Origin of the sequence: Cellulomonas sp. A375-1 (assembly GCF_001040865.1) — a bacterium.
Taxonomy (GTDB): Bacteria; Actinomycetota; Actinomycetes; order Actinomycetales; family Cellulomonadaceae; genus Cellulomonas; species Cellulomonas gelida.
Genome location: NZ_LFKW01000153.1, coordinates 84032 through 95825 on the forward strand (window position 1 = coordinate 84032; position 11794 = coordinate 95825).

General features: G+C 73.4%; 13 protein-coding genes. 9 read left to right on the forward strand and 4 right to left on the reverse strand.

From position 1 onward, the window contains the following. The 4 genes from narH to CWIS_RS16745 all read left to right on the forward strand — a co-directional run. The coding region (gene narH, locus CWIS_RS16730) for a nitrate reductase subunit beta (RefSeq protein WP_048344517.1) at positions 1-1447 on the forward strand (1447 nt) is incomplete at its 5' end. Then, positions 1444-2214 (forward strand): nitrate reductase molybdenum cofactor assembly chaperone, encoded by a 771-nt coding sequence (gene narJ, locus CWIS_RS16735; protein WP_369796602.1) that lies wholly within the window; start codon positions 1444-1446, stop codon positions 2212-2214. The genes narH and narJ, both read left to right, overlap by 4 nt. Beyond that, entirely contained in the window at positions 2214-2960 is a 747-nt protein-coding gene (gene narI / locus CWIS_RS16740; protein WP_048344465.1) for a respiratory nitrate reductase subunit gamma, read from the forward strand. Before narJ ends, narI begins: the two co-directional genes overlap by 1 nt. Positions 2961-2994: 34 nt before the next feature. Continuing rightward, positions 2995-4215, forward strand: coding sequence for an MFS transporter (locus tag CWIS_RS16745; RefSeq protein WP_048344466.1), 1221 nt, complete (start codon positions 2995-2997; stop codon positions 4213-4215). A gap of 90 nt (positions 4216-4305) precedes the next feature. Here the strand turns inward: CWIS_RS16745 and CWIS_RS16750 are convergent, their stop codons facing one another. From CWIS_RS16750 to CWIS_RS16760, 3 genes are read right to left on the reverse strand one after another with little or no spacing between them, the layout of a single operon-like run. Next, entirely contained in the window at positions 4306-5226 is a 921-nt protein-coding gene (locus CWIS_RS16750; protein ID WP_048344467.1) for a cation diffusion facilitator family transporter, read from the reverse strand. A gap of 49 nt (positions 5227-5275) precedes the next feature. Next, on the reverse strand, positions 5276-6232 hold the full coding sequence (locus tag CWIS_RS16755) for an LLM class flavin-dependent oxidoreductase (RefSeq protein ID WP_048344468.1): 957 nt from the start codon (positions 6230-6232) through the stop codon (positions 5276-5278). 33 nt (positions 6233-6265) lie between these two features. Then, positions 6266-7081: a hypothetical protein gene (locus CWIS_RS16760; RefSeq protein ID WP_048344469.1), complete on the reverse strand. Its 816-nt coding sequence runs from the start codon at positions 7079-7081 to the stop codon at positions 6266-6268. Between the two features lie 104 nt (positions 7082-7185). On the opposite strand from CWIS_RS16760, the gene CWIS_RS16765 reads away from it, so the two are divergent. Beyond that, complete coding sequence (locus CWIS_RS16765) at positions 7186-7470, forward strand: sulfurtransferase TusA family protein (RefSeq protein WP_048344470.1); 285 nt, start codon at positions 7186-7188, stop codon at positions 7468-7470. Here the strand turns inward: CWIS_RS16765 and bsh are convergent. After that, positions 7467-8411, reverse strand: a complete 945-nt coding sequence (bsh, locus tag CWIS_RS16770) for a choloylglycine hydrolase (RefSeq protein ID WP_048344471.1) — start codon at positions 8409-8411, stop codon at positions 7467-7469. The genes CWIS_RS16765 and bsh overlap by 4 nt on opposite strands. A gap of 246 nt (positions 8412-8657) precedes the next feature. Between bsh and CWIS_RS16775 the strand changes: the two genes are divergently transcribed. The 4 genes from CWIS_RS16775 to CWIS_RS16790 all read left to right on the forward strand — a co-directional run bounded on the left by CWIS_RS16775 (position 8658) and on the right by CWIS_RS16790 (position 11663). Further along, the gene (locus CWIS_RS16775) at positions 8658-9260 is read left to right on the forward strand and encodes a universal stress protein (protein ID WP_048344472.1); all 603 of its coding nucleotides are present in this window, start codon (positions 8658-8660) and stop codon (positions 9258-9260) included. Continuing rightward, positions 9257-9697: a CrcB family protein gene (locus tag CWIS_RS16780; protein ID WP_231583970.1), complete on the forward strand. Its 441-nt coding sequence runs from the start codon at positions 9257-9259 to the stop codon at positions 9695-9697. Before CWIS_RS16775 ends, CWIS_RS16780 begins: the two co-directional genes overlap by 4 nt. Continuing rightward, positions 9694-10056: a CrcB family protein gene (locus tag CWIS_RS16785; RefSeq protein ID WP_048344473.1), complete on the forward strand. Its 363-nt coding sequence runs from the start codon at positions 9694-9696 to the stop codon at positions 10054-10056. The genes CWIS_RS16780 and CWIS_RS16785 overlap by 4 nt, the downstream gene beginning before the upstream one ends. A 110-nt stretch (positions 10057-10166) precedes the next feature. Further along, positions 10167-11663 (forward strand): AAA family ATPase, encoded by a 1497-nt coding sequence (locus CWIS_RS16790; RefSeq protein ID WP_048344507.1) that lies wholly within the window; start codon positions 10167-10169, stop codon positions 11661-11663. Positions 11664-11794: the final 131 nt, after the last annotated feature.

The window sequence follows — 11794 nt, forward strand, 5'->3', positions numbered from 1 at the left end:
CCTGTCGATCTTCGCGAGCCCGGTCCAGCCCGAGCTCGAGGACTACTACGAGCCATGGACGTACGACTACGAGACGCTCGTCGAGGCACCCCTGGGTGACGACTTCCCGGTGGCCCGCCCGAAGTCGCTCATCACGGGTGAGGACACGAAGGTCACGTGGTCGGCCAACTGGGACGACAACCTGGGCGGCACGTCCGAGCTCGGGCACCTGGACCCGATCGTCGAGAAGGTCCGCCGCGAGTCCGAGGACAAGATCCGCTTCGAGCTCGAGAAGACCTTCATGTTCTACCTGCCGCGGATCTGCGAGCACTGCCTGAACCCGTCGTGCATGGCGTCGTGCCCGTCGGGCGCGATCTACAAGCGCGCCGAGGACGGGATCGTCCTGGTGGACCAGGACCGGTGCCGCGGCTGGCGGCAGTGCATCACCGGCTGCCCGTACAAGAAGATCTACTTCAACCACAAGACCGGCAAGGCCGAGAAGTGCACGTTCTGCTACCCGCGCCTCGAGGTCGGCCTGCCGACCGTGTGCGCCGAGACGTGCGTGGGTCGCCTGCGGTACATCGGGGTGTTCCTCTACGACGCCGACCGTGTCACCGAGGCTGCGTCCGTGCCCGACGAGAAGGACCTCTACGAGGCCCAGCTCGACCTCATGCTCGACCCGCAGGACCCGGCGGTGCTCGCCGCGGCACGCGAGCAGGGCATCCCGGCGGACTGGATCGACGCGGCCCGGCGCAGCCCGGTGTACGCGCTGGCCAAGACCTACCGCGTCGCGCTCCCGCTGCACCCCGAGTACCGCACGATGCCGATGGTCTGGTACGTCCCGCCGCTGTCCCCGGTGGTCGACCTGCTGCGTGACCAGGGGCACGACGCCGAGGACCACGGCAACCTGTTCGGCGCGATCGACGCGCTGCGCATCCCCGTCGAGTACCTCGCGGAGCTGTTCACCGCGGGCGACACCGAGATCGTCACGGGCGTGCTCAAGCGCCTGGCCGCCATGCGCACGTACCTGCGCGGCATCACGATGGGCGACGGCGCCGACGAGGCCGTGGCGCAGTCCGTGGGCATGACCGGTCAGGCCATGTACGCGATGTACCGGCTGCTCGCGATCGCCAAGTACGCGGACCGCTACGTCATCCCCAAGGCCCACGAGGAGCGCGGGCACGAGCTCGAGGAGCTCGGCTGCTCGCTCGACTACGACGAGGGCCCGGGCATGTACGAGTCCGCGGCGTTCGGCGAGGCGTCCGGCCGGCCCGTCCCCGTGGCCGTCGAGACGTTCCACGCGCTGCGCCAGCGGCAGACGTCGGAGGGGATCTCGCCGTCCGAGGAGATGCGCGGGCGGGTCAACCTCCTGAACTGGGACGGCGTCGGGACGCCGCCCGGGCTGTTCCCGGCGCACGACGCACCGGACGCCCGGACGCCCGCGCAGCAGGACGAGGGGGAGAAGTGAGGCGGCTGCGTCCGGACCGTCGTCGCACGAGCACGTCGTCGGACGCCCGCACGACGAGCCCGTCGTCGCGGCCGGCGAGCCCGTCCTCGTCGCGCCCGCCGAGCGCGACGGCGACGACGCGCGTCGTGCACCAGGCGGCGTCGTGGTGCCTGGGCTACCCCGACGAGGCGCTCGTCGAACGGCTCCCGCTGCTCGCTGCCGCGGTCGACGAGCTGCCTGCGGGCCGCGCGCGGGAGGGCCTGCGCACGTTCCTCGACCACGCCGCGGCGACGCCGCTCGACGTCCTGCAGACCGACTACGTGCACCTGTTCGACCTGTCGCGCAAGCAGGCGCTGTACCTGTCGTACTGGACCGACGGCGACACCCGCCGGCGCGGTGAGGTGCTCGCGGCGTTCAAGGAGCGGTACCGCGCGAGCGGGTTCCTGGTGGACACCCACGGCGAGCTGCCGGACCACCTGCCGCTCGTGCTGGAGTACGCGGCGCTCGCGGACCCCGACGACGGCGCGGCGCTGCTGCAGGAGTACCGCGCGAGCCTCGAGCTCACGCGGTTCGCCCTGATCGAGTCGTCGCCGCCGTACGCGGGCGTGCTCGAGGCGGTCTGCGCGACGCTGCCCGGCGAGTCGCCCAAGGACAAGGCTGCCGTGCACGCCATGGCCGCCGCGGGCCCGCCGAGCGAGTCCGTCGGCCTCGACTCGGCCGACCCACGCCTGCTGCCGCTCGCCGGCTACGGAACCGCCGGCTACGGAACCTTCGACGGGAGTGCCTGATGGACGTCGTGCTGTGGGGGGTGCTGCCGTACCTCGTCGTCGTGACGTTCGTCGGCGGCCTCGTCTGGCGGTACCGCTACGACCAGTTCGGCTGGACCACGCGCTCGTCGCAGCTGTACGAGTCGAAGCTGCTGCGGATCGGGTCGCCGCTGTTCCACTTCGGGCTGCTGTTCGTGATCGTCGGGCACGTCGTCGGGCTGCTGATCCCGGAGTCCTGGACGGACGCCGTGGGCATCACCGAGGGGATGTACCACGCGGGCGCGCTCGGCATCGGCACGATCGCGGGCATCGGCACGCTCGCCGGGATCGTCATCCTCATCGTGCGCCGCCGCCGCACGGGACCGGTCTTCATGGCGACGACGAAGAACGACAAGCTCATGTACGCCGTGCTGACCACGGCGATCGTGACCGGGCTCGCGACGACCGTGATCGCGTTCAGCCAGGGCCACGACTCGCACAACTACCGCGAGTCCGTCTCGCCATGGTTCCGGTCGCTGTTCACGCTGCGGCCCGACGTGGACGCCATGGCCGCGGCGCCGCTCCAGTTCCACCTGCACGTGCTGCTCGGGCTGGGCCTGATCACGCTGTTCCCGTTCAGCCGGCTCGTGCACGCGTTCACCGCACCCCTGCACTACCTGTTCCGCCCGTACGTCGTCTACCGCAGCCGCGACCGCCGGCCGACCCCGGGAGCCTCCGCGCCGCGGCGCGGCTGGGACCCCGTCGGCACGCGCGACCGCGACCGCTGACGGCCTTCATCCACCGTTCCTGCAGGGGAGAACCATGAGCGCCTCGACGACGAGCGCACCGGCCACGACGGGGCGCGCCCTGAACCTGGCCCTGGCCACCTGGACGTTCGCCATCACGTTCTGGGCCTGGAACCTGATCGGGCCGCTGGCCGTGCGCTACACGGACGAGCTGTCCCTGTCCGCGCCCCAGAAGTCGCTGCTCATCGCGACGCCCGTGCTGGTCGGGGCCGTGGGCCGGGTCCCGGTCGGAGCACTGACCGACCGGTTCGGCGGCCGGCGCATGCTCGCGGTCCTGAACGTCCTCTCGGTGGTGCCGGTGCTGCTCGTCGCCTGGGCCGGGACCCAGGCGTCGTACCCGCTGCTCCTGGTGTTCGCGTTCTTCCTCGGCATCGCCGGCACGTCGTTCGCGGCGGGCATCCCGTTCGTCAACGCCTGGTACGAGCCGGCCCGACGAGGGTTCGCGACCGGCATGTTCGGCATCGGCATGGGTGGCACCGCGCTGTCGTCGTTCTTCACCCCACGGTTCGTCAGCTGGTTCGGGTACGTCCCCGCACACCTGATCATCGCGGCGGCTCTCGCGGTCACCGGTGTCGTCGTCTGGCTGCTGGCCCGCGACGCGTCGGCCTGGAAGCCGAGCACGCAGGCGGTCCTGCCGAAGCTCAAGGCCGCCGCCAAGCTCACGGTCACCTGGCAGATGTCGTTCCTGTACGCGGTGACGTTCGGCGGCTTCGTCGCCTTCTCGACCTACCTGCCCACGTACCTCAAGGACGTGTACGACTTCGACCTGGCCGGTGCCGGCACGCGCACCGCGGGCTTCGCGATCGCCGCGGTGATCGCCCGCCCCATCGGTGGCGTGCTGTCCGACCGGACCCACCCCAAGGTCGTCGTGCTGGTCTCGCTCGCGGGGGCCGCGGTCGCGGCGGTCCTCATGGCGCTCAAGCCCCAGCCCGAGATCCCCGCGGGCATCGTGTTCGTCGCGATGGCGTTCTTCCTGGGCCTCGGGGCCGGTGGCGTGTTCGCGTGGGTGGCCCGGCGGGCACCCGCCGATCGCGTCGGCGCGGTGTCGGGCGTCGTCGGGGCGGCGGGCGGCCTCGGCGGCTACTTCCCGGCGCTCGTCCTGGGTGCGACGTACAACGAGGTCACGCACTCGTACACGGTCGGCCTGGCCCTGCTGGTGGTCACGGCGACGATCGCGCTGCTCTACACGCTGTGGCGCCTCCCGCGCGAGGACAGCACCCGCTCCACGCACGCCTGAGGGGCTCCCGCGTCACGTCGTCGGATCAGTGCCAGATCGTGAGCTCTCGCTGACGACCTTGCGGCTTGACGACCTTGCGCCGGAGCTGGGTCAGGGGTGGCTCGGGGACTCGTGGGCGGCGTGGGCGGCCGGCTCGATCTGGAACGTCGAGTGCTCGACGGAGACGTCGAAGTGGTGAGCGACGCACTCCTGCAGCGTGTCGAGGATGCGCGGCACGTGACCCGTCTGGAAGCAGCCCTGGTCGACCACCACGTGCGCGGACAGCACGGGCAGGCCGGTCGCGATCAGCGACGCGTGCAGGTCGTGCACGTCGACGACGTGCTCCACGCCGAGCAGGTGCTCGCGCACGTCGTCCAGGTCGAGGCCCGGGGGCGTGGTCTCCAGGAGCACCGACGTGGCCTCGCGCAGGATCTTCAGCGCCCGGGGCAGGATCAGCGCGCCGATCAGCAGGCCCGCGACCGCGTCGGCCTGCTGCCACCCTGTCGTCTCGATGACGACGGCCGCGACGATCACGCCCACCGAGCCCAGCGCGTCGTTGACCACCTCGAGGAACGCCGCGCGCAGGTTCATGCTCGAGGAGCGCCCGCCGGCGAGCACCGCGAGCGCGACGACGTTCCCCACGAGGCCGATGACGCCGAACACGACGAGCTCGCGCGCGGGGACGTCCGGTGGCTCGAACAGTCGCTGCACGCCCTCGACCAGCACGTACACGCCCACGGCGAGCAGCACCGCCGACTGCGCGAGCGCCGCGAGCACCTCCGCGCGCCGGAAGCCCCACGTGCGCCGCGCGGTCGGGGGGCGGCTCGCGAGCGTCGCGGCGACGAGCGCGATCGCGAGGCCGGCCGCGTCGGTGAGCATGTGCGCGGTGTCGACGAGCAGCGCGAGCGAACCCGTCAGCAGCGCCCCGACGGCCTGCGCGACCAGGATCGTGGCGGTGATCCCGAACGCGACCGCCAGCCGCGTGCGGTTCGCCGAGTCCGGCCCGTGGCCGTGGTGGTGGTCGTGGCTCATCGCGGTCCGTCCGTCGCGCCGGTCGCGCCCGGCACGCCCGTCGGGCCCGTCACGCCTGCACCACGCGCGCGAGCTGGTCGAGCGCGGCGACCGGGTCAGGGCCCACCGGCGTCAGGCCCACCGACGTGGCACCGACCGTCCCGAGCGCGGCCAGCCGCGCACGGACCTGCTCCGGTGTGCCCGCGAGCGCGAGCTCGGCGACCCACTCGTCGGGCAGCGCCGCCGCGAACGCGTGCGCGTCGGCGCTCGACGCCCGCAGGCGCGCGAGGTCGTCGGCGAACGGCAGCCCGACGAGGTGCGGCGCCCAGTCCGGTTCGCCGATCCACATCAGCCCGGGGCGCGCGGCGGCCAGCGCGGCCGACTCGTCGTCGTCGACCGCCGCGACGCCGTACGCCACCACGCGGTGCGGCCCGGGCGCCGCGATCTGCGCGAGCGCACCGCTCACGTACTGCGGCGTCGTCGGCTCGGCGAGGATCGTGCCGTCCGCGACCCGGCCCGCGACCGCGAGCGACCGCGGCCCGCGCACGCCCAGCAGCACGTCCGGGACCACGTCGGGCACGGACGACGTCTCGAGGGCGACGCCGGTCACGCCGAGCTCGTCGTCGTGCACCGTGCCGCCCCGCAGGAGCGTGCGCAGCGCCTGCGTGTACGCGCCGAGGAACGTCAGCGGGCGGTCCGGCCAGGCGCCCACCGCTCGCATCCAGCCCGGCATGCCGTGGCCGATCCCGAACGTCACGCGCCCCGGGAACAGCTGCGCGAGCGTCGCCGCCTCCATCGCCGCGAACGCCACGTTGCGCACCGCCGCCGGCAGGATCCCGATGCCGACGTGCACCCGGTCGGTCGCCGCGAGCACCGCCGCCGCCTGCGCCACACCGCCGCGGAAGCCCAGGTCCTCCACGACCCACAGCTCGTCGAACCCGAGCGCGTCCGCGCGGCGGGCGAACGGCAGCACCTGGTCCGCGGGCAGGTCACGGGGCAGCAGGACACCGACGGCAGGCGTGGTCATGGCGCCAGTCTGCCTCCTCCCGGGAGGACCACGTCACCCACGTCGTGGCGCGAGAGCCCACCCGCCGACCCCACCGAGCAGCACGAGACCCAGCCCGCCGAGCAGCATCCCCGCGACGCGCTCGTCGGGCGCCGCGGCTTGCTCGCCGCCGGCCATCTCACCTGTGTCGACCGTCTCGAACCGCGCGGTCGCCAGCCCGTCCCCGACCTGTTCGACCGGCTGCTGCGCGCCCTGGTCGTACCAGCCGTCGTCGTACAGGTACCCGTCGTCGTACCCGTACCCGTCGTCGTACCCGTACACGTCGTCGTACCCGTACACGTCGTCGTACCCGTACACGTCGTCGTACCCGTCGTCTTCGTCGGACCAGGAGGCCGGACCCATCGGGGAGGTGGTGACGACGAGTCGGCTCGTGCTGGCCGTGCTGGTCGTGCTGGCGGCGCCGGAGAGCAGCAGCGCGCCCAGCGCGGCCAGCAGCGCGCCGACCACCGCGACGATGACGAGCACGCGGTGCCTGCGCCACAGCGCCGATGTCGCTCGACCGACCTGCACCACCGCACGACGGGCGCCCGGGTGCCGGCCCAGCGCCCAGCCGGCGACCGCGCCGATCGTCCCGGTGCCCAGCGCGACGAGCACGATCCCGATCACGAACCCGGCGGACGGGCCCTCCACGGCGATCCCGACCATGGATCCGGTCCCGTAGGCGAACCACTCGCCCTGCCGGTAGCCGACCCGCGATGGCCAGCCCGCAGCGACGAGGTACGCCCCGAGCAGGACGATCACCGCACCGACGACTGCCACGACCAGGGGCGCACGGCGGTCGCGCGGCGAGGCCGGGAGCTCTGAGGGCACCCGCGCATCATGGCATCCGACTGTGCCCGGTGTGGCCGGAATCGCGCGCATCGTCCGGCTCGCGGCGGTGCGTCGTCGTCGGCGCACCGTGGCACGATCGGCGGGTGCCGGAGCCTGTGCTGATCGAGGGGTGTGACCTCGGGTGCGCGCGGCTGCTCGTGCTGCTGCGCGCGCGGGTCGCCGAGCTCGAGGTGGGGACTGTCGTGCACCTGTCCACGTCCGACCCGATCGCGCCGATCGACCTGCCGGTGTGGTGCCGCATGACCGGCCACGAGTACCTGGGCACCGTCGCCGGGACCGAGGTGCCGACCTACGCGGTGCGCGTCGTCGCGGCGCCCACGGCGACCGACCCGGCCAACCCCTGGCGCCGCGCCGCGCCGCAGGACTAGGCGACGACGAGCTCGGTCCCGTCGGGCGCGTTGTCGGCCATCGCGACGCTGCGGATCGCCGGGTCGTCGTAGGTGTTCCAGTAGTACGTCGTCGTCCTCGACGAGAACAGCCCGGTGTAGATGGTCGTCTCGAACTCGCCCGAGCCCATGGCCGCGCAGCCGTCCACCATCGCGACCTGCTGCAACGTGTGGAAGGCGCGGCTGACGTTCTCCTCCTCGCTCGTCTTGTCCGGGTAGTGCGCATTCACGTAGGCGGCACGCACGAACCGGGACGTCGAGTAGTAGTCGCCGGGGATCCCTCGCATGTGGGATCCCGAGCCGAACGGGCTCAGGTGCGCCCGGCCGAGCACGCTCGGCTCGGGGAAGTCGGGTGAGACGTTGAGGTAGTTGCGCAGGTTCTCGTGGTGCCACGCGAAGCCGGGCTGGTTCGCGAGGACGTCGACGTCGTCGTCGAACAGCTGCACGCCCTCGCTCGTGCTCTCCACGACGATCGCGCGCGTCGCGTCGCCGACGATCCAGTGCAGCAACGAGCTCGGGTACTTCTCGTTGATCGGACGGTCGACCACGACGACGTGCTCGAGCGCGGCCTCGACCTCGTCGACGGAGGTGAACTGCGAGGCGACCCAGAGCGGGAGCTCGAACGCGGCGACGTTGGTCGCACCCTCCACGGGTCCCTCCGCGTACGTCGCGTACCCCGGGAAGTTGAGACCGGCCACGGCCAGGCCTGCGTCGTTCCCGCAGTCGAAGTACAGCGGAGTATGGTCCTCGACGATGCCCATCCCGATCACGGCGTGCTGGATGCCGGGCACGGCGCCGAACGGCGACCGCGTCGCGTAGCCCGTCGGTGTCACCACCACCCGCTCGCCGTACCCGGTGGTCCAGTCCAGGTTGCGCGCCAGGTAGAGGTGGGTGCCGTCCGAGAACCTGATGCTCGTGCACATGCCGATGCCTTCGATGCCGTGGAGCTGGCCCTTTCGTCGAGCATGCCCCCTGGCGCCACGAGGGGCACGTCGTGGCGAGACCGCCGGCGGTCGCCGACGTCACGGTCGAGTGGTTCTACGCTGAGCCAGCAGACGGCTGCCGCAGGGCGCGCCCGGGTCGCCGCGAGGTGTGCGCACCCGGCCGATGCGTCCTGCCCGGCCGTGACGACCGTGGGCAGGCGGCCGTCCACGACGAAGGAGGCTCCCGTGACCAGATCGGCGCCGCAGCCGGCCGTCGAGCGCATCGTCGAACCCGTCGCGCACGCACTGGTCGTCGGCGTCGTGCCCGGGCAGCCCGAGCTCGTCGTCCGCACCGCCGCGCGCTGGGCGCTCGCCGTGGGCGGGACGCTGCACCTCGCGTACGTCGACACGGGGCGGTACGTCGTCGAGGAGCACCCGGACGGGACCGTCCGGCACGCGCCGGTCGACCCGGACGGGGTCGACGACACGTGGGACACGGTCGAGGCCGACCTGCGCGCGTGGGTCGAGGAGCTCCTGGGCCCGACGAGCGCGCCGACGCGCATCCCGACGGGCATCCCGACGAGCTCCCCGACGAGCGCGGCGTCTGCGGCAGTGCCGTGGGTGCTGCACTACCTCGCGGGCCGGCCCGACCGTGCGCTGACCCACCTGGCGCGCGCGGTGGACGCCGCCGCGATCGTCGTCGGCACGCGCGCACCCGGGCCGGGGTCGAAGCTGCGCGAGCTCGTCGACGGCTCGGTCGCGGTCCACCTCGCGCACCACCAGCACCGCCCGGTGCTGACCGTCCCGCTCGACGTCGTCGACTGGACCGCCACGAGGTCGCCGTGGTGAGTCGGCGCGAGCACCTGAGGCTCGTCGGGCTCGTGTTCGTCGGCGGGGCCCTCGGGACGGCGCTGCGGGCGGGGCTCGAGGGCGCGTTCGCGCAGCCGACGGGCTGGCCGTGGGCGACGTTCGGGATCAACCTCGTCGGCTCGTTCGTGCTCGGTCTCCTGCTCGAGCGCCTCGTGCGCGGCGGTCCCGACGAGGGCTGGCGGCGGTCCGTGCGCCTCGGCTGCGGCACCGGGGTGCTCGGCGGGTTCACGACGTACAGCACGTTCGTGCTCGAGGTCGAGCGCCTCGTCTCCGACGGTGAGACGACGATCGCGGTGGCGTACCCGCTGGTCAGCGTGGTGCTCGGGCTCGTGCTCGCGGTCGCCGGGATGGTCGTCGCGGCGCGGTTCACGGGTCCCCGGCGGCGACCGACGACGCACGAGCGGCCCGCCGCGTGATCTCGCTGCTCGTCGCGCTCGCGGGCGGACTCGGTGCGGTCGCGCGGTTCGAGGTCGACACGCTCGTCGCGCGGCACAACCGCTGGACCGTGCCCGCGGGGACGCTCGTCATCAACGTGACGTCGTGCGTGCTGCTCGGGATGGTCGTCGGGTGGGTCGCGGGGCACCCGGCGGCGGGCGACCTCAAGGACGTGCTCGGCGTCGGGTTCCTCGGGGGGTACTCGACGTTCTCGACAGCGAGCGTCGAGGGCGCGCGGCTGCTGCGCGCCGGTCGCACGCGCGCCGCGGTGGTGCACGCGGGCGGCATGCTCGTCGCGAGCCTCGCGGCGGCCTGGCTGGGCCTGGCGATCACGTCCTGACGCCGCACCGCCGGGCACGGCAACCGGCGTGCGTGTCGTCGGTAGGCCGGGCGGGTGGCTGCCGCGCGGCGGCGCGCGGACGTGGCGGACCCTGCGGCTAGGTTGTGCGCGTGGTTCCCGACGGCTCGCGCGACGACGTCGCGGCCCTCATCGCCGCCAGGACTCCGATCGTCGTGCTGGAGACGGCCGACGAGGCCGCGGCGCTCGACCTCGTCGTGCGGTCCGCGCTGCGCGTCGCGGGCGGGGGCGGCGGGCGGCCCGTGCTGCGGTGGAGCGTCACCGACGGCCTGCGCAGGCTCGACGTCGACCTCGGCGGCGCGCAGCGGCACAACACGGACGCGTCGACGGTGCTGCGCACGATCGTCGAGAGCGCTGTCCCCGCCGTCTACATCCTGCTCGACCTGCACCCGTGGTTCGAGGACCCCGTCGTCGTGCGGCTCCTCAAGGACGCCGCGCAGGCCCCGCACGCCAACCGGAGCACGGTCGTCCTGGTGTCGCGCTCCGTCGAGCTGCCGCACGAGCTCGAGCACCTCGCGGTGCACGTCCCGGTGGCGTTCCCGTCGGTCGCCGAGCGCGCCGCGATCGTCGACGACACCATCGCGCAGTTTGCCGCGACGTCCGGGCAGCTCCCGCACGTCGACCCCCAGGCCCGGGACCTGCTGGTCCGACGGCTCGCTGGGCTGTCCCGCAGCGACGTCGCGCGGCTCGCGCGCGGGGCGGTCGTCGACGACGGCGCGATCACCGTGCGCGACGTGCCCGTGGTCGAGCGGGCGCGGTTCGACGCGCTCGCGGCCGACGGCGTGCTGTCCTACGAGTACGCGACGGTCGGGCCGGGCGACGTGGTCGGGCTCGACCGCATGATGCAGTGGATCGCGCTGCGGCGGCCCGCGCTCGACGGCAGCGCACCGCACCTCGAGGCGCCGCGCGGCGTGCTCCTGCTCGGCGTGCAGGGCTGCGGCAAGTCGCTCGCCGCCCGCGCCGCCGCGTCCGTCCTGGGCGTCCCGCTGCTGCGGCTCGACCTCGCGGGCGTGCACGACAAGTACGTCGGTGAGTCCGAGCGGCGCCTGCGTGACGCGCTGGCCGCGGCCGACGCGCTCGCCCCCTGCGTGCTGTGGATCGACGAGATCGAGAAGGCCGTCGCGTCGTCCGACGGTGACGGCGGCTCCGCGCGGCGCGTGCTCGGCACGTTCCTCACCTGGCTCGCCGACCGACGTTCGTCGGTGTTCGTCGCGGCCACCGCGAACGAGATCGCGGCCCTGCCGCCCGAGCTCGTGCGCAAGGGCCGGTTCGACGAGATGTTCTTCGTCGACCTGCCCGACGAGGCCGCGCGCGCCGCGCTCCTGCGCCTGCACGCCGCGCGCCGTGGTCTGGCGCTGCGCGACGACGAGCTCGCACCGCTCGTCGCCGCGTCCGCCGCGTTCTCCGGCGCCGAGATCGAGCAGGGCGTCGTGTCCGCGACCTACGCCGCGCACGCGAAGGCCGTGCCGCTCGACGCGTCCGCGGTGCTGGCCGAGCTGCGCACCACCCGGCCGCTCGCCGTCGTCATGGCCGAGCGCGTCGCGCAGCTGCGCGCGTGGGCGTCGGCGCGGGCCGTCCCCGCGCGCTGACCGCCACGGGCAGTACCCTCGGGCACCTACCGGACAAGGGGGGGCAGACGTGAGGACCGACGTGTGGCTGGCGGACCTGCAGGAACAGGCTCGACGACGGCTCGAGGACGCCGCGGAGCTGCAGAGCAGGG

What these genes read in the sequence shown, in the direction of transcription:
- narI (WP_048344465.1), top strand. Translation starts at nt 2,214, where the DNA reads ATGGACGTCGTGCTGTGGGGGGTGCTGCCGTACCTCGTCGTCGTGACG.
- CWIS_RS16745 (WP_048344466.1), top strand. Translation starts at nt 2,995, where the DNA reads ATGAGCGCCTCGACGACGAGCGCACCGGCCACGACGGGGCGCGCCCTG.
- CWIS_RS16750 (WP_048344467.1), bottom strand. Translation starts at nt 5,226, where the DNA reads ATGAGCCACGACCACCACCACGGCCACGGGCCGGACTCGGCGAACCGC.
- CWIS_RS16755 (WP_048344468.1), bottom strand. Translation starts at nt 6,232, where the DNA reads ATGACCACGCCTGCCGTCGGTGTCCTGCTGCCCCGTGACCTGCCCGCG.
- bsh (WP_048344471.1), bottom strand. Translation starts at nt 8,411, where the DNA reads ATGTGCACGAGCATCAGGTTCTCGGACGGCACCCACCTCTACCTGGCG.